At 33.2% G+C, this 16,771-nt stretch carries 17 protein-coding genes; 6 read left to right on the top strand and 11 right to left on the bottom strand.

Annotated features, from left to right (window positions below):
* Positions 1 to 45 precede the first annotated feature (45 nt).
* On the top strand, positions 46 to 1,542 hold the full coding sequence (locus tag C1X07_RS18315) for an SLC13 family permease (protein ID WP_103071490.1): 1,497 nt from the start codon (positions 46 to 48) through the stop codon (positions 1,540 to 1,542).
* A 243-nt stretch (positions 1,543 to 1,785) separates the two neighbouring features.
* Here the strand turns inward: C1X07_RS18315 and trmD are convergent, their stop codons facing one another.
* From trmD to C1X07_RS18295, 4 genes are all read right to left on the bottom strand, one after another.
* Entirely contained in the window at positions 1,786 to 2,463 is a 678-nt protein-coding gene (gene trmD / locus C1X07_RS18310) for a tRNA (guanosine(37)-N1)-methyltransferase TrmD (protein ID WP_103071489.1), read from the bottom strand.
* A gap of 64 nt (positions 2,464 to 2,527) precedes the next feature.
* Complete coding sequence (locus tag C1X07_RS18305; protein ID WP_103071488.1) at positions 2,528 to 3,148, bottom strand: tRNA (guanine-N1)-methyltransferase; 621 nt, start codon at positions 3,146 to 3,148, stop codon at positions 2,528 to 2,530.
* Positions 3,149 to 3,502: 354 nt separating this feature from the next.
* A complete protein-coding gene (locus C1X07_RS18300; RefSeq protein ID WP_103071487.1) occupies positions 3,503 to 4,951 on the bottom strand; it encodes a glyceraldehyde-3-phosphate dehydrogenase in 1,449 nt (482 codons plus the stop codon).
* A 140-nt stretch (positions 4,952 to 5,091) separates the two neighbouring features.
* On the bottom strand, positions 5,092 to 6,507 hold the full coding sequence (locus tag C1X07_RS18295) for a trypsin-like peptidase domain-containing protein (RefSeq protein WP_103071486.1): 1,416 nt from the start codon (positions 6,505 to 6,507) through the stop codon (positions 5,092 to 5,094).
* Between the two features lie 165 nt (positions 6,508 to 6,672).
* Here C1X07_RS18295 and dapF point away from each other — a divergent pair, with 165 nt between their 5' ends.
* The 4 genes from dapF (at position 6,673) to C1X07_RS18275 (ending at position 10,012) form a co-directional block, all read left to right on the top strand.
* Positions 6,673 to 7,464: a diaminopimelate epimerase gene (gene dapF / locus C1X07_RS18290; RefSeq protein ID WP_103071485.1), complete on the top strand. Its 792-nt coding sequence runs from the start codon at positions 6,673 to 6,675 to the stop codon at positions 7,462 to 7,464.
* The gene (locus tag C1X07_RS18285; RefSeq protein ID WP_103071484.1) at positions 7,452 to 7,979 is read left to right on the top strand and encodes a GNAT family N-acetyltransferase; all 528 of its coding nucleotides are present in this window, start codon (positions 7,452 to 7,454) and stop codon (positions 7,977 to 7,979) included. The genes dapF and C1X07_RS18285 overlap by 13 nt, the downstream gene beginning before the upstream one ends.
* Entirely contained in the window at positions 7,969 to 9,012 is a 1,044-nt protein-coding gene (mltG, locus tag C1X07_RS18280) for an endolytic transglycosylase MltG (RefSeq protein WP_103071483.1), read from the top strand. Before C1X07_RS18285 ends, mltG begins: the two co-directional genes overlap by 11 nt.
* Before the next feature lie 352 nt (positions 9,013 to 9,364).
* On the top strand, positions 9,365 to 10,012 hold the full coding sequence (locus C1X07_RS18275; protein ID WP_103071482.1) for a peptidoglycan-binding protein LysM: 648 nt from the start codon (positions 9,365 to 9,367) through the stop codon (positions 10,010 to 10,012).
* An 11-nt stretch (positions 10,013 to 10,023) separates the two neighbouring features.
* Here C1X07_RS18275 and C1X07_RS18270 read toward each other — a convergent pair whose 3' ends face one another.
* The 3 genes from C1X07_RS18270 to dnaA all read right to left on the bottom strand — a co-directional run bounded on the left by C1X07_RS18270 (position 10,024) and on the right by dnaA (position 12,972).
* On the bottom strand, positions 10,024 to 10,752 hold the full coding sequence (locus tag C1X07_RS18270; RefSeq protein ID WP_103071481.1) for an SAM-dependent methyltransferase: 729 nt from the start codon (positions 10,750 to 10,752) through the stop codon (positions 10,024 to 10,026).
* A gap of 239 nt (positions 10,753 to 10,991) precedes the next feature.
* The gene (locus C1X07_RS18265) at positions 10,992 to 11,456 is read right to left on the bottom strand and encodes a low molecular weight protein-tyrosine-phosphatase (RefSeq protein WP_103071480.1); all 465 of its coding nucleotides are present in this window, start codon (positions 11,454 to 11,456) and stop codon (positions 10,992 to 10,994) included.
* A gap of 88 nt (positions 11,457 to 11,544) precedes the next feature.
* A complete protein-coding gene (gene dnaA, locus C1X07_RS18260) occupies positions 11,545 to 12,972 on the bottom strand; it encodes a chromosomal replication initiator protein DnaA (RefSeq protein ID WP_103071479.1) in 1,428 nt (475 codons plus the stop codon).
* 201 nt (positions 12,973 to 13,173) lie between these two features.
* On the opposite strand from dnaA, the gene C1X07_RS18255 reads away from it, so the two are divergent.
* Positions 13,174 to 13,578: an acyl-CoA thioesterase gene (locus tag C1X07_RS18255; RefSeq protein ID WP_103071478.1), complete on the top strand. Its 405-nt coding sequence runs from the start codon at positions 13,174 to 13,176 to the stop codon at positions 13,576 to 13,578.
* Here the strand turns inward: C1X07_RS18255 and C1X07_RS18250 are convergent.
* The 4 genes from C1X07_RS18250 to ribD are packed head-to-tail and all read right to left on the bottom strand — an operon-like array spanning position 13,575 to position 16,711.
* Positions 13,575 to 14,189 carry an IMPACT family protein gene (locus C1X07_RS18250; protein ID WP_103071477.1) on the bottom strand — a complete coding sequence of 205 codons (615 nt, stop codon included), beginning with the start codon at positions 14,187 to 14,189 and terminating at the stop codon, positions 13,575 to 13,577. The genes C1X07_RS18255 and C1X07_RS18250 overlap by 4 nt on opposite strands.
* 11 nt (positions 14,190 to 14,200) lie before the next feature.
* Positions 14,201 to 15,070, bottom strand: a complete 870-nt coding sequence (locus tag C1X07_RS18245) for an EamA family transporter (protein WP_103071476.1) — start codon at positions 15,068 to 15,070, stop codon at positions 14,201 to 14,203.
* Positions 15,067 to 15,675 (bottom strand): HAD family hydrolase, encoded by a 609-nt coding sequence (locus C1X07_RS18240; protein WP_103071475.1) that lies wholly within the window; start codon positions 15,673 to 15,675, stop codon positions 15,067 to 15,069. The genes C1X07_RS18245 and C1X07_RS18240 overlap by 4 nt, the downstream gene beginning before the upstream one ends.
* Positions 15,668 to 16,711 (bottom strand): bifunctional diaminohydroxyphosphoribosylaminopyrimidine deaminase/5-amino-6-(5-phosphoribosylamino)uracil reductase RibD, encoded by a 1,044-nt coding sequence (ribD, locus tag C1X07_RS18235; protein WP_103071474.1) that lies wholly within the window; start codon positions 16,709 to 16,711, stop codon positions 15,668 to 15,670. The genes C1X07_RS18240 and ribD overlap by 8 nt, the downstream gene beginning before the upstream one ends.
* Positions 16,712 to 16,771 lie beyond the last annotated feature (60 nt).

The raw sequence follows: 16,771 nt of genomic DNA, 5'->3' as shown, positions 1-16,771 counted from the left end.
TCTGTCTAATGATTTTTGAGTCAGGGTATTTATAAATACTATTTTATGAATAGAAAAAAAATAGGGTTGTTTTCTGGGATAATTATTTTTATTGTTTTTTTGATACTTCCTATACCTGAAGAATTAAGTAGAGAAGCTATGATAGCCGCAGGTACGGCACTCCTAATGGCAGTATGGTGGCTTACAGAAGCAATTCCGGTTTTTGCTACTTCTTTTGTACCACTAGTATTGTTTCCATTATTTGGAGTTTTAAAATCGAAAGAAGTGGCATTAAGCTATGGGCATAATTATGTACTTATGTTACTTGCGGGTATCATAATAGCAAAAGCTATAGAATCGCAAAATTTACATAAACGAATTGCTCTTTTAACAATTAATCTAATAGGAGTAAACAAGAAAAAAATAATATTAAGTTTTATGATTTCTACAGCTTTTTTATCCATGTGGATAGCAAATGTGGCTGTTGCACTTATGATGCTTCCTATTGGTTTATCAGTAATTAAAAAAGAAGAAACAGATGATAGAGACTCTGGGTTTGGATTGGCATTAATGATATCTATAGCTTATGCAGCAAGTATAGGAGGGATAGGGTCATTGATTGGTACTCCTCCCAATTTGGTTTTTGCCGGCATTATAGAATCTTTGTATCCTGAAGCACCACAAATAACATTTTCTGACTGGATGCTTATTGGTTTGCCGCTTACTATAATTTTATTGCCTATTACATGGTTATATGTTATTAAGTTTTTTAAAATAAAAGGGGAGATTCCAGGATCTGTAGGTATAATCAAGGATGAGTTAAGTAAACTAGGGAAGATAACATCTGGAGAAAAACGGGTTATTATTGTTTTTCTAGTTACTTCTATCGGATGGATTTTTAGAAAAGACTTACTATTTGGAGATTTTATACTTCCTGGTTGGGGGTCTTTATTAGGAGTTTCTTCTTATGTGCACGATGCTACTATAGGAATGCTGGGGGTTTTGCTTTTGTTTTTAATTCCTAATGGAAATGAAAAAGAAGTTAATATGCCTAAGAAAGCTCTAATTTCTTGGAAAGAAGCCGAAAGTGTACCTTGGGGTGTAGTGATTTTGGTTGGAGGTGGTTATGCAATTGCAAAAAGTTTTGTGAGCACTGGATTGGCAGAGTGGATTGGGGGGCAGGTAACAGTTTTAGAAAATACGCCTACTTTACTTATTGTTTTTTTAGTAGTACTGGCAATAACATTTCTTACAGAAATAAATTCTAATACTGCAACGGCAAATATATTTATGCCTATTCTGGCAACTGTAGCGATAGCAAATTCGACACATCCATTTTTGTTAATGATTCCGGCAACATTTGCCTGTTCATGTGCTTTTATGCTTCCTTCTGGTACCGGTACTAATGCTGCTATATTTGCTAGTGAGAGAATTACAATTCCGCAAATGGCTAAAACTGGGTTTTTGATGAATTTTATAGCGATACTTATAATTACCTTAATTTCATATTTGATAGTGGTACCATTACTTGATCTTGGGCAGTTGCCAGAATGGGTGAAATAATAGGCTATAAGTTTTGTCTAATTGTTTGAATAAGATCTAAAAAGCAAACCTTTTTATCAAACTAAGCTTGTCGAAGTTGTGTACTACAATTAATCTTTGACAGGCTAGGTTGGTAATTTAGTTTTGAATCTGATTTTTAGACTTTCTATTTGGTATAAATCTATTTAATAGCTGCTATAATTTTGGTTTAACCATTACTACTTTATTTCAGATAAGATGGTGAAAGTGGTATGAATTAAAACATTATTCATCTAGCAAATCGGGTCTTCGATCTTTTGTTCTTTGATAAGCTTGTTCTTCTCGCCAAGTTTCAATTTTAGGAAAATTACCCGAGGTTAATACTTCTGGTACCTTCCAGCCTTTGTATTCGGCTGGTCTTGTATAAATAGGAGGTGCTAATAAATTATCTTGAAAAGAATCGGTTAGGGCAGAAGTCTCGTTACCCAAAACCCCAGGGATAAGTCTTATGATTGCATCACATAGAATTAGCGCCCCAAGTTCTCCACCAGATAATACGTAATCTCCAACAGATATCTCTTTGGTTATAAAATGATCTCTTACTCGTTGGTCTACTCCTTTATAATGACCACAAAGAATAATCAGATTTCCTTTTAATGATAATTGATTAGTGATGCTTTGGTTTAGAGTTTCACCATCTGGAGTCATGTATATTACTTCATCATATTCTCTTTCAGACTTTAGTTTAGATATACATTTATCGATAGGTTCTATCATCATAACCATACCTGCTCCTCCACCAAATTGATAGTCATCAACCTGTTTATAGTTGTTGTCAGTGTAATCTCTAAGGTTGTGAAAATGTACTTCTACTAATCCTTTTTCTATAGACCGTTTCATTATAGAGGCTTCAAAAGGACTTTTTAGAATATCAGGGACTACTGTAATAATATCTATGCGCATCTTGTGTTAATTCTTTGTAGGTGCAAAGATGCAAAAGAATATAGTAAAAATCTAGAAAATTGGCTTACTTAGCTCCAGCTTTACGTTGTTTGTTGATTTCATCTTGTAGCTTACGCATTACTTTTTGTTCTCGCTCTAAAGCTCTACGTCTATGTTCTTCAAATTCTGCTTCAGTTTCTGCTAGTGCTTTTCGAGCTTGTACTGTTATTGCGTTACTGTTTTTATATTTATATACAAAAAAGCCAAACAAAGCTAAAAGAATACCAATAATAGACCACATAATAGTTTTATAGCTGCCTTTGGTTAATGCTGCTATTCCTAAAAAGTTAATACTATCTTTCTCTTGAGTAACGGTAGAAAGGTCGCCATTTGTTTTGGCAAGTGATTCTTCTAATCCAGAGATAGTTTGTTGTTGTTCGGCAATCTTTAGATTAGTAGTATTTAATTTAGATTCTAGTGTTTTAAGAGTGTCTATAGTATTGGATTTAAGTTTGTTTAACCAAACAAGTTTAACTACTTTATACTCTTGGTATTTTCCTGATTTTTTTATCACCACATCAAATTGATCCTGGATCTTTTCTTGCCTTAAAGCCTCAGTTACGGTTACATTATCCTCTTGCGCATATGTAGTTTCAAAAATGGATATGATTAGGGTTAAAGCTATTAGGTATTGTGATAATTTCATGTTATTATTCTTAATTTAATGGTTGGATACGGTATCCTTATGATATCGCGATAGTTAGTGGTTAATGAGTAACTAAGTTATTTTATAGTATAAGGAATTATGTATATCGTTTCTTTTTGGTTATTATTTTCTTCTGTAACGGTAATAAATGTACGATATTGTGGCTAATTTGAAAGTTTTTTTTACAAGAATTTCAGTAAAAGCAGATTGAAGGTTAATTGATTGATAATTAATTTTTTACATGTTTGTAAAATGAATTTCGAAAAGACCATTTTTGATTTACATAATATCAATATAACAAAAAGTCGTTATTATATAAATAACGACTTTTTTGTTTTTGTAAAAGTAAGGATACTAGTAGTATGTAAAACGCCTTACTTTGGCGATATATTTTGATAACCTTATAACTTGATGACTATACCCATATTCATTATCATACCATACATACAATACAGCGTTGTGTCCTTTTGGATCAACAATTGTTGCGTTACTGTCATATATAGAAGGGGCAGAAGAACCTACAATATCACTAGATACCAATTCATTGTCTAATGAATATTTGATTTGTTCTACAAGGTTTCCTTCAAGTGCATATTTTTTAAGTATGGCGTTCATACTTTCTTTAGAAGTTTTCTTTTCTAAGTTAAGGTTTAGAATTGCCAGAGATCCATTTGGTACAGGAACTCGAATTGCATTTGAGGTTAATTTTCCTTCAAAACTTGGTAAAGCTTTAGAAACAGCTTTTCCTGCTCCAGTTTCTGTAATTACCATATTTAGAGCTGCAGCACGACCTCTTCTGTATTTTTTGTGCATGTTGTCTACCAAGTTTTGATCATTGGTATATGCATGTATAGTCTCAAGATGACCATCAACTACACCAAAACTTTCATCTACAGCTTGTAAGATAGGAGTAATAGCGTTGGTGGTACATGAAGCAGCAGAAAAAATATTTACCTTATCAGGGTCATGTTCTTTATGGTTAACACCATGTACGATATTAGGAATGCCTTTTCCTGGTGCTGTAAGTAATACTTTGTCTATTCCTTTGGCAGCCAAATGTCTGCTTAATGCTTCTTTGTCTCTAAAAGCCCCAGTATTATCTATAAGTAATGCATCTTGGATGCCATAAGATATATAATCTATATCTTCTGGGTTATTAGCGCTAATGATTTTAACGGTGGTTCCATTTATAATAAGTGAACTGTTTTCTAAGTCTGTTTCTACTGTGCCAGCAAAATCTCCATGTACAGAATCACTACGTAGTAACGAGGCTCTTTTTTCTAATACATCTTGCGTTATAGCTCCACGAGTAACAATTGCTCTAAGCCTTAATTGACTTCCTTTTCCAGTAATGGTCATTAATTCTCTGGCTACCAAACGTCCAATTCGTCCAAAACCATAAAGTACCACATTCTTTGGAGAAATAGGTTTAAACTTCTTGGCGTCTTTTAGTTTGTCTTGCACAAAACCATTGATAGAACTGTACTCGTCACTTGCTAAGTGATACTCATAGGTGAGTTTACCGATATCTAATTTTGATGGCGGCAAATTCATTAGTTTAATTGCCTGTGCAATTTCTACAGAATCAAAAATTGAAATTGGTTTTTGTACAAATTCACCTGCGTACTCATGTAGATTGATAATCTCACTTACATTTTTATCAATTAACTGATTACGGAAAAGTACTAATTCGATAGAATTATCATACCATAGATCGCTTACAGTCTTTATAAATGCTACTGTTGCACGACGTCTGTCTGCCTGAAAGGCTAATTCTTTCTCATAAACTTCGTTAGAGCTCATAGTGTGTTGTGTTTAAAAGTCTTGAAATTTCGTGCAAAAATATATATTTCAAACGTTTTCGTGAAACCTTTTGTGAAAAAAAATCCCATTACTTTTATAATGTAATGGGATAATGGTGTTGTGCCTATATTTTTTAATGACTATTGAAAAACAAATTCTCTTTTCTGACCATTTCTGTCTACTAAACTAATAGTAATATCCTCGTCTTTATATTTGCTTTCAATGATGTTTTTTACATCAAGAACGTCTTTTACTTTTTTACCATCTATTTCACTTATAATAAGACCTTCAAGATTATATCTTTTCATTCTGGAACTTAATGCCTTACTAATAACCACCCCATGATCAAGTTTAAAATTCTTTAAGTAACCTTTTTTGGGGTTCATAACTTCTACTCCTACATCATCAATGTTATACTTCTGAATTTCATATTTGGTCAACGTGACAGGAAGTGTTAATTCTTTTTTCTTTCTTAAGATTTTGACATTAATAATATCTTTTGGTCTTTTACTATTTACATAACCAGTAAGATCTGAAAATTTTCTTATTGGTAGACCGTCTATTTCTTTTATAACATCTCCTTCTAAAATCCCAGCTTTTTTGGCTCCACTATTTTCTGTTACAGCGGCTACAAAAACACCTTGAGAAACAGAAATGTCATATTGTTCCATCACTTTTGGGTTTATAGTTCCTCCTTGTATGCCAATAATTCCTCGTTGTACACCTCCAAATTCGATAATGTCATCTATTATCTTTTTTGCATTATTAGAAGGAACTGCAAAGGCATACCCAACATAGCTTCCTGTTTGAGAAGTTATAGCAGTATTAATACCTATCAATTCACCTCTTACATTTACCAATGCACCTCCACTGTTTCCTGGGTTAATTGCAGCATCAGTCTGTATAAAAGATTGAATTTTATTATCTAATTCATTTAAATCTCTTGATTTGGCACTAATAATTCCTGCGGTAACTGTAGATGTTAGATTAAAGGGATTACCTACTGCCAATACCCATTCTCCAATTTTTGCAGAATTAGAATCTCCAAAAGGAATATAAGATAACTTTTCATCCGCATCAATTTTGATTAATGCAATGTCGGATTGTGGTGCGGTGCCAACTACCTCTGCTTTATAAGATTTGTTGTTGTTTAGTGTTATTTCTAAGTCGGTTGCACCTTCAATAACGTGGTTGTTTGTTACAATATAACCGTCCTCAGTAATAATTACTCCAGATCCTGCACCTTGAATTCTTCTTTCCTGAGTTCCTCCATTTCTAAAAAACTCCATTAAATTTCTAGGTGTACGCGAAACTCCGTATTGCTTAACATGTACTACAGCATTTACTGTTTTTTCTGCTGCTACTGTAAAATCAATACCTGCGTTAGATGCATTTGTATTGGAGTTGGTAAGTGTATAATTTGTAGGAACTAGGTTCGGTTTGGTTTCAGTTTCGTGAACCACTATGGCTTCAGGCTCTAAAAACATTTTATATGCTCCTAGAGTAAATACTCCAGCCAGAATAGCTACGACCATTAAGCTCAAAAATCTTTTCATTTTCTTCTCTTTTTTTGTTTGATTTAACTAATACTAGTCTAATAGACTGTCATTAACTTTTAAAATTACAATTATAGTATACTTTTTTTATGTTATTTAACTCACAATTAACAACGGTTTTATGTTTACATTCTTTGTACCTTTGTCGGTATAATTGAAAGAATAATGACCCTTACTTTTTATAAATACCAAGGCACCGGGAATGATTTTGTAATCATTGATAATAGAGAGTCTATACTCTCCAAAAATAATACCAAATTATTTACCAAGCTTTGTGACAGAAGATTTGGAATTGGAGCAGATGGTTTAATGCTTTTAGAACTTCCTGAAAATGAAGGAGATGATTTTACTATGGTGTATTTTAATGCCGATGGTAATGAAAGTTCAATGTGTGGTAATGGGGGGAGATGTTTGGTCGCTTTTGCTGCCTTTTTAGGTGTTATTGATAATAAAGCAACTTTTACCGCGATTGATGGAAAACATCAGGCGGAGATCAAAAATGGTCTAGTGCATTTGCAAATGCAAGATGTTTCAGAAATAGAAAAATATGACACCCACCTTTTTCTTGATACAGGTTCTCCTCATCATGTTGCTCTGGTAGAGGGACTTGATGATTATGATGTTGAAAATATCGGTAGAAAAATCAGAAATGACGCCCCCTATTTTGAGGAGGGAAGTAATGTTAATTTTGTTGAACATAAGAATGAGGATGTATTTGCTGTACGTACTTATGAAAGAGGTGTAGAAGATGAGACATTATCCTGTGGAACTGGAGTTACGGCTGTTGCACTCTCAATGCATGCCACAAAACTAACAGATAAAAATGTAATTAATATTGATACTTTGGGTGGAGAGTTAAAGGTTACTTTTGAGGAAGGGGAAAAAGGATATGAAAATATTTTTTTAATAGGCCCGGCAGAACAGGTCTTTAAAGGGGAGTATACATGGTTACACTAAAAGGAGAAAATATTTACTTACGTGCCCTTGAGCCAGAAGATCTTGATTTTATTTATATTGTAGAAAATGACGAGCAAATTTGGGAAATGAGCTCTACTCAAACCCCGTATTCAAGATTTTTAATTAAACAATATCTGGAACAAGCTCACAGAGATATTTATGAAGTGAAACAGTTAAGAATGGTTATATGTTCTAATGACCATGCTGCCTTGGGGTTGATAGATTTGTTTGATTTTGACCCTAATCATAATAGAGCTGGAGTAGGGATTTTGGTAGCAGAACAAGAGAATAGAGGAAAGGGGTACGGGGCAGAAGCTCTGGAGCTTATTACTAATTACAGTTTTACACATCTCCATTTGCACCAATTATATGCGAATATCTCTGAAGATAATATAACAAGTATTAAATTATTTGAAAACAAGGGGTTTAGCAAGGTGGGAGTAAAGAAAGAGTGGAATCTGGTGAAGGATACTTATAAAGACGAATTTTTATATCAATTAATATATGTACATTAAAAAAATACTATTAGCTATAGCATTATTAGGTTTGATTGCAGGAGGTTTCTTTGCATATTATATTTATCAAGCCGTTTTTTCTCCTAATACTAGTTTTGAAACAAAGACGACTACGGTATATATACCTTCAGGAGCTACTTATACAGAGCTTATCGAAATTGTTAGCCCAGTGGTAAAAGATATTTATAGTTTTGATAGAGTAGCCAGAAAGAAAGGGTATATTGATAATATCAAATCAGGGCGATATATTTTGTCTAAGGACTTAAGTAATAATGAAATTGTAAATGTCTTGCGTAGTAAAAATTCGCCTATCCAGATTAGTTTTAATAATCAAGAAAGGTTAGAAAATCTAGCAGGTAGAATTGCTACACAGATCGAAGCAGATAGTCTTTCCTTATTAGAAGAGTTTCGTGATGAGTCATTTTTGAAAACAAATGGTTTTACGATTGAAACTGCTTTGGCAATGTACATTCCAAACAAATATGAGTTTTTTTGGAATACATCTGCAAAACAATTTAGAGAAAGAATGTTGAAGGAGTATAATAGGTTTTGGAATGATTCGCGCATTAAAAAGGCAAAAAAAATTGGTTTGACTCAGAATCAGGTTACTACTATAGCGTCTATTGTACAAAAAGAAACCGCAAAAGTTGATGAGCGACCCAGAGTTGCAGGAGTGTATATGAACAGATACAATAATAATTGGAAGCTAGGAGCGGATCCTACTGTTATATATGCGCTTAAAAAACATCGTAATGATTGGGATATAGTAATAAAACGAGTTTTGTATAAAGATTTAGAACTTGATAGCCCATATAATACTTATAAATATGCTACACTTCCTCCTGGCCCAATAGCAATGCCGGATATTTCTTCGATAGATGCTGTTCTTAATTATGAAAGGCATGAATATTATTTTTTTGTAGCTAATGTTGAGAATTTCGGATATCACAAATTCGCTAAAACACTAAATCAGCATAATCGTAATAAAAAACAGTATATAGACTGGATTAATAAACAAGGCGTAAAACGATAATCTCGACTTCTTTTTTTGTAGGAAAAAAAGAAGCTTTTATTCTTTATTTGTGCAAAATAATATGAACTTATTAACAAAAAGGTGTATTCTTGTGTTAATTATCTACTAGTTTTTCTTTTCATTTTTGATCGACAAAGATGCTTAGTTTGACGTTTAAGTGTCTTTAAGTTGACTTTTTTAGCGAATTTTAACTGTTTTTACCCTCTTTAATCTGTGTAAATTGCTGTAAAGCAGTGTTATAATTATTTTAACACTTAAGTCTTTTTGGTTAAAAAAAAAGACGTATATTTGCACCGCAAAAATTTAAGTAGTGGGGGACATCTTTTTTGATGACTACTTAGAAATTTTTTATATGATAAAGAGGATAATAGGATTATCTATATTACTTACAATTGGGGGCGTGCTCCTAGTGAGTTTTACAACAAAAAAAAGTATAGATCTTGCTTCTTATAGCACGGCTGGATTAGATCTGTATTATGTAGCACCTAATTTTAATGAAATAGAGGATGGAGGTACATTTGTTTCTCCAGAGCTAGGAAAATCTTATGTAGGGTTCAAGGAGGCAGTTGCTTTTAAAGAATCTCGAGGTGATTATGGTGTTGTTAATCAATTTGGTTATTTGGGAAAATATCAATTTGGTAAAGGAACATTAGATTTGTTAGGTGTTAGGAATATTAGTAAGAATGATTTTCTTAATAATCCTAAACTTCAGGAAAAAGCGTTTTACGCGAACTTATCTAGAAATAAATGGATTTTACGTAGGGATATTAAATGGTCTGAAGGAAAAAGAATAAATGGAGTGGTAGTGACGGAGTCTGGTATTCTTGCTGCTGCTCACTTGTCTGGTCCGGGTGCGGTAAAAAAATATTTGCGCAGCGGAGGTGTAGAAGGGTTTTCTGATGCTTTTGGTACTACGATTAGATATTACATGAAGCGATTTGGTGGCTATGATACTTCTTTTGTGGTTCCTGACAGAAAGGCTAAAGTAGTTTTGTTGTAAAATTTATTACGTTAGTCTCTTTGGATAATGTAGATTGTAGGTCTTTTGTGTAGGTCTATTTCTGCTTTTTTCCATTCTTCGATAGTCTTAGTGACAATGAATTCGGTAGTTAATGTGATATCACATGCGATACATAATCTTGTATTCGTGTTTAATATTGATTTGAGGTCTTCGAACATTTTGTCGTTCCTGTATGGGGTTTCGATAAAAATCTGAGATTGATTTTTTTCTAGAGATGTTTTTTCTAAACGTTTAATGGTGGATTTTCTTTCATTTTTGTCAATAGGGAGATAGCCGTTAAAGGTGAAATTTTGTCCATTCATTCCGCTACTCATCATGGCAAGCAATATTGATGAAGGTCCAACAAGAGGGGTTACTGGGATTCCTTTTTCATGAGCTATTCTAACTACTTCTGCGCCAGGATCAGCAATTCCTGGGCATCCTGCATCTGATAGTAAACCTATAGATTCTCCATTTAGACAAGGTGTTAGGTAGTCAGGTATCTCAGAAGGGTCAGTGTATTTATTAACGGTGTTTAAGATGATGGAGCGTTGTGATTTGCTTGGGCTAACCTTTTTTATAAATCTTCTTGCAGGTTTTTCATTTTCTACAATATAATGGTTCACTTGCTCTAATACCTTTTTGATTGATATTGGAAGTACTTCTAAGGGGACATCATCTCCTAATCGAGTTGGGATTAGGTATAATTTTCCTTTGGGATCTAGGGGTTTAAACTCCATAGGTTTATTTTATGACTAGTTTTTAAGTTTTTTTAGGTTAATGTAATTATCAATCTTAAAACTGATTTTAAGATCTAAGAACGCTGTTTTTTTTGTGTTATTGACTAAAATAGCATTATTTTTTTTATTGATGTACATTATAACGCTATTATTTGTGATGATATTATCTGCTTTGAAAAAAGAAAAATAGGTGTTATTGTTTTAAAATGATTTTTGGACTCCAGCAAAACTTTTAGAAGTTATTTGCTTTCTTTAAGTTTTAAAACAATGTTGTCACAGGCTTTGTCTAGCATTTGGAAAACGTCTTCAAAACCTTGATCTCCACCAAAATAAGGGTCGGGTACATCAAGATTGCTATTAGGGTGAAGTTCGTTAAGGATTTGTTCTACTTTATTTTTGTCTTCGCTTTTGTCCGTGAGGGCTACGATATTTTGATAATTGGATCTATCCATTGCATAAATGTAGTCATACGCATTAAAGTCACTTGTTTTGAATTGAGCTGCTCTTTGATCAGTGATATCTATACCATTTTTTTTTGCAATATCGATAGAGCGTGGGTCGGGTTTGTTTCCTATGTGATAGCCGCTGGTGCCGCATGAATCGATTTGATAATGATCTAAGTCAAGTTTGGATTTTAGTATGCCTTCTGCTAGGGGGGATCTGCAGATATTACCTAAACATACCATTAGTATTTTGATTTTCATGTGTGTTTGTTTTTATGGAAATCACATGTAACCTTAAGAAGATAAAAATGGTTATTTTATGTATTCTGTTATTTTGTCTTAGTTAAGATTATAGTGTAAGCTTTTTTCCAAGGTCTTCTACGTATTTTCTAAATTGTTTATCTGTAGATGATAGGTTGTCCACTGTTTTACAGGCATGAAGAACGGTGGCGTGATCTCTTTTTCCTATTTGTGTTCCAATGCTGGCTAGCGATGCTTTGGTTAGTTTCTTGGCAAAGAACATAGCAAGTTGACGAGCTTGAACAATGTGGCGTTTTCTGGTTTTGGATTGTAGGGTTTCTACGTCCATTTGGAAATAATCACTTACTACTTTTTGGATATAATCAATAGAAACTTCGCGCTTAGTATTTTTTACATAGTTGTCTACTATGGCTTTGGCTAAATCTATAGTGATATCCTTTTTGTTAAAAGAGGAATGAGCTATTAATGATATGATGGCTCCTTCTAGTTCTCTAATATTGGTCTTAATGTTATTAGCAAGAAACTCTACTATTTCTTCTGGCATTTCAACACCATCTCGATATAGTTTATTTTTTATAATAGAAATTCTGGTTTCAAAATCGGGTTGATGTAATTCAGCCGATAATCCCCATTTAAATCTAGAAAGTAATCGTTGTTCGATGTCCTGCATGTCAACAGGAGCTTTATCACTAGTAAGGATTACTTGTTTCCCGTTTTGGTGTAAGTGATTGAAAATGTGAAAAAAGACATCTTGTGTTCCTGCTTTACCTGATAATAACTGAATGTCATCAACAATAAGCACGTCTATAATCTGGTAAAAATGAATAAAATCATTTCTGTTGTTCTTTTTTACAGATTCTATGTATTGTTGAGTAAATTTCTCAGCAGAGATGTATAAAACAGTTTTTTCTGGGTAATTGTCTTTGATGTTTACTCCGATTGCATGGGCTAGATGCGTTTTTCCTAAACCAACACCTCCAAAAATAAGTAATGGGTTAAACGAGGTGCCGCCAGGTTTATTGGCTACAGCCATTCCTGCAGATCGAGCAAGTCTATTAGAGTCTCCTTCCAGAAAATTTTCAAAATTATAACTAGGGTTTAGTTGAGATTCTATTTTGACATTGCGTATTCCAGGAATAACGAATGGGTTTTTTAACTCAGGGTTTTTGCTTTTTATAGGTACATCAACCTCTTGCGAGTTAACAGGAGTGCGATTAGCACTTGGTATTTTTTCTGTAAACGGCTTTTTGTTGCCGTAGGTGTTTTCCATTTTGATTACATAAACCAATTTAGCACTTTCTCCAAGTTCTCGTGTAAGAGATACTTTTAGAAGGTTTACATAATGTTCTTCTAGCCATTCATAAAAAAATTTACTAGGAACCTGAATGCTCAAAGCGCTATCTGTAAGTTTTACAGCTTTAATTGGTTCAAACCATGTTTTAAAAGCTTGAGGTGTTATATTGTCTTCTATAAAAGATAAACAACTGTCCCAAACTGATTGCGCGGTTACATTCATTCTTACGGTTAGATTTACTTTTTTTTCTGTTAAGATACTAAAAAGAAATTGTTGAAAAACTCCTTACTGATTTTGCTTGACAAATATGTGAACAAAAAATGTAAAAAAAAAACGATTTAGGGGTTGAATATTAATTATTTTTTTTGCATAATTTGATCTTTCGATATCCAATTCGAGAAATAATAATTTATTTTTAAGACTATGCCAATTACCTCAGAAACCTCCTTAAAAGTTCGATACTCAGAAACAGATCAAATGGGGGTGGTGCATCACGGTAACTACCCACAGTACTTAGAGTTAGCTCGAATTGACTGGTTGTCTAAATTAGGGGTCTCATATAAAACAATGGAAGAGAATGGTGTAATGCTTCCGGTGTTTACATTAGATCTTAAATTTAAGAAATCAGCTTTCTTCGATGAAGAACTAATTGTCAAAACTACACTAAGGAAAATTCCTACAGTTAAGATAATTTTTGACTTCGAAATTTTTAATAACATGCAAGAATTGTTAACAATTGCATCTGTGACCTTGGTTTTTGTTGATAGTAAAACAAGAAAACCAATTCAATGTCCTTCCTATTTAATTGACAAAATAAATAACTATTAATTCTCTAATTGTTTAATTTCTATTTCATACAACGGGGAAAAAATGCCTTTTATTTTATCTACGATCTTTTTTCTTACAGAAATATAAATTTTACAATTTAATGAGAGGTCCTGTTTGGTGATAGAAAGGTTATTTTCTTTGATAATTCTCATCACCTTATTCATGTCTTTGTATTCAAAAATAACCACAAAATCAATGTTGATGGTTTTTTCGATTATAGTGGATGCCTGTATTGCTAGACTTGCAGTTGTACGATATGCATTGATTAAACCTCCGACTCCTAGTTTTACCCCACCAAAATATCGTACGACTACAATTAAAACATTGGTTATGTCTGATGATTGAATTTGTCCATATATAGGTTGACCTGCAGAATTAGACGGTTCTCCATCATCATTACTGCGATACTTTATGTTTTCTGTTCCAAGTTGCCATGCATAACACCAGTGTCTTGCAGAATGATGTTGCTTTTTAAGCCTTTCTATAATGGATTTAACTTCTTTTTCTGATGTTATAGGGAAGGTGTATCCAAAAAATTTACTGTTTCTGTCTTTAAAGAGAACCTCTTCTCCGGGAGAATCTATTGTTTTATATGTGTCTTTGATATCCAAATAAGAGTGGTTTATATCGAGAAAGCTACTAAAATAATACTTAATACCGCTAAAGAAATACCGATCCAGTTTTTTGGGATCAATTTTTCTCTAAAAAAAATGATTCCGGCTAAGGTAGAAACCAAAAGCACAGCTACATTATTAATAGTAAAAACTGTAGAGCTGTCCATACTATCATGACGTAATGCATTTATCAAAAAATAGATTGAAAAATAATTTGGGATTCCTAATCCTATCCCTGCAATAATGTTTTTTAATGAAATTTCAAAAGTTCCTGTTATGGCTTTATATAGTAAGGTGAGAATACCTATTAAGGCTGCGAATCCAAAAACAGAGGCAGAGAAAATAGGGATGTCATTTTTGGCTACATAGTGTGTTTCTAAAAATTTAATACTAGTGTCAATAATTCCACTTCCAATAAAAACTAATATTGGGAATATTAGGTTCTTTTTTGTTATGGGAATTCCTGAAGTATTTTTGGTAGAGGTCAGGTACACCGCTACAAGTGCAATGAGAATACCAATTACCTTGATAACACCTGTGCTTTCATGGTAAGCTATGATTCCGAAAACAATTGGTATGACCAAGCTCATTTTGGTAGCAACAGCTGCTACAGAGAGACCATTTTTTTGTGTGGTTATGGCCATTAAATTAAATACGGATATAAAAACCACTCCCAAAATTATAGTGCCATAAAACCATCCTTCTTTGGGTATGGATATTATATCAATAGGTTCTGAGTACGCTATTATCCCAGAAAAACAAGCTACTATATAGTTAATGATAATGGCTTGTAATGTATCTATGTTATATCTGTCAAATAGCTTGAAGATGACAAAAATCAAGGAGGAAGCTAATATGCTAAGAACCAAATAGATCAAAATAAATTAGATTTTGTAGTGAACAGATTTGTAACGTCTTCTGTTTTAGGATCATTGTTCCAGGTGTGAATCCCTAATGCTGCTGCTGTATCTGTGTTTTCTTTTGTGTCGTCAATAAACAGTGTTTCTGTAGGGTTGAGTTTGTTTTGTTGGAGAACAAAATCAAAAACGCTGGTTCCTGGTTTTCTTAAGCGTATTTCGTGCGAAAGATAAAAAACATCAAAGCAAGATTTAAACTCTTCAAAAAACGGCACATTTTCTTTTATCCATTTAATGTGCAATTCGTTGGTGTTACTTAATAGAATTAGTTTATACTGTTTTTTGGATGCTAGCTTTTGAATAAATTTAAGTCGATGTTCTGGAAAATCTAATAAAATAGCATTCCAGGCATTAATTATCTCCTTTTCTGAAGCTTCTGGTAGTAGTTTGTGAAAAGCATCAATAAATTCTGGGGTAGAAAAGTTTCCTACCTCATATCGTTTATTGATTTTTTGTATTTCTGAAACAGGAGAGATTTCTCCAAGTTTTAAAAATTCTCTTTCTGTAGCGGGTTTATCTAAATTGATAAAAACATCTCCAAAATCAAAAATTATAGTCTTAATCATTATGATATGTCGTTAAAGTATCTTTTTTAAATTTTTCTTCTGAAATTAAATGTCCTTGGTGGGTGGGGGCTTTTATTCCGGATCCAAAAATAATACTTCCTTTAAAAACCCTTGCCTCATCCCAAATGTTTTTATCAATAAAAGATTGTAGGGTGTAGCTTCCACCTTCTATAATTACAGATTGGATATTGTGTTTGTAAAGAATATCGCAGATTTCTTTTGTGATATCATTTCTATAATCCACAATTTCGTAGATAAGATTTTGGTGATTTTCTTTTTTGAATTTTTCTTGGGTAATCACAATAGTCTTTACTGTATTGTCTAGTATATTAGAATCAACAGGGGTTTGTCCTGATCTATCTATGAGAATTCTTATTGGTTGTTTCCCTGACCAATCTCTAATGGTAAGCTTAGGGTTATCTTTTATTGCGGTTTGATTGCCTATCAAAATAGCCTGTTCTTCTGCTCTCCATTTATGGACAAGTTGTCTGGAGTATGTGTTAGTTATCCAAACCGGTTCTCTTTTTTGGGTAGAAGCCGGAGCGATATAGTTATCAAAAGTTTCTGCCCATTTTAGAATAACATAAGGACGTTTTTTGTTGTGAAAAGTAAAAAAACGCCTATTTAGTACTAAACACTCTTTTTCTAATACACCTACAACTACGTCGCAACCGGCATTTATTAATCTTTGAATCCCAGCTCCTGATACCTTTGCAAAAGTGTCTATAGTGCCGATAACGACTTTTTTGATTCCCTTTTCTATGATGAGATCACTGCAAGGAGGAGTTTTTCCATAATGACTACAAGGCTCTAGGCTTACATATATTGTAGCTTCTTTTAAAAGAGAGGGGTTGCTTACAGAAGCAATAGCATTTACTTCGGCATGAGGTTTTCCTGATTGATAATGCCATCCTTCTCCAATAATACTGTTGTTGTGTACTATTACGCTGCCTACTAAAGGGTTGGGGTAAGTTGTTCCTAGCCCGTTTTTGGCAAGTTGTATGCAACGTCTTATATATTTTTCGTGTATTGTCATTTTTGCAAATAGCAAAAATAAGTAAAACTATGTGTTTTATGAGGTATTGCTAATGTCTAG

Source organism: Aquimarina sediminis (assembly GCF_002895435.1).
Classification (GTDB): Bacteria; Bacteroidota; Bacteroidia; order Flavobacteriales; family Flavobacteriaceae; genus Aquimarina; species Aquimarina sediminis.
The sequence above is the reverse complement of the archived record's forward strand: the minus strand, read 5'-3'. Positions and strand labels throughout refer to the sequence as shown.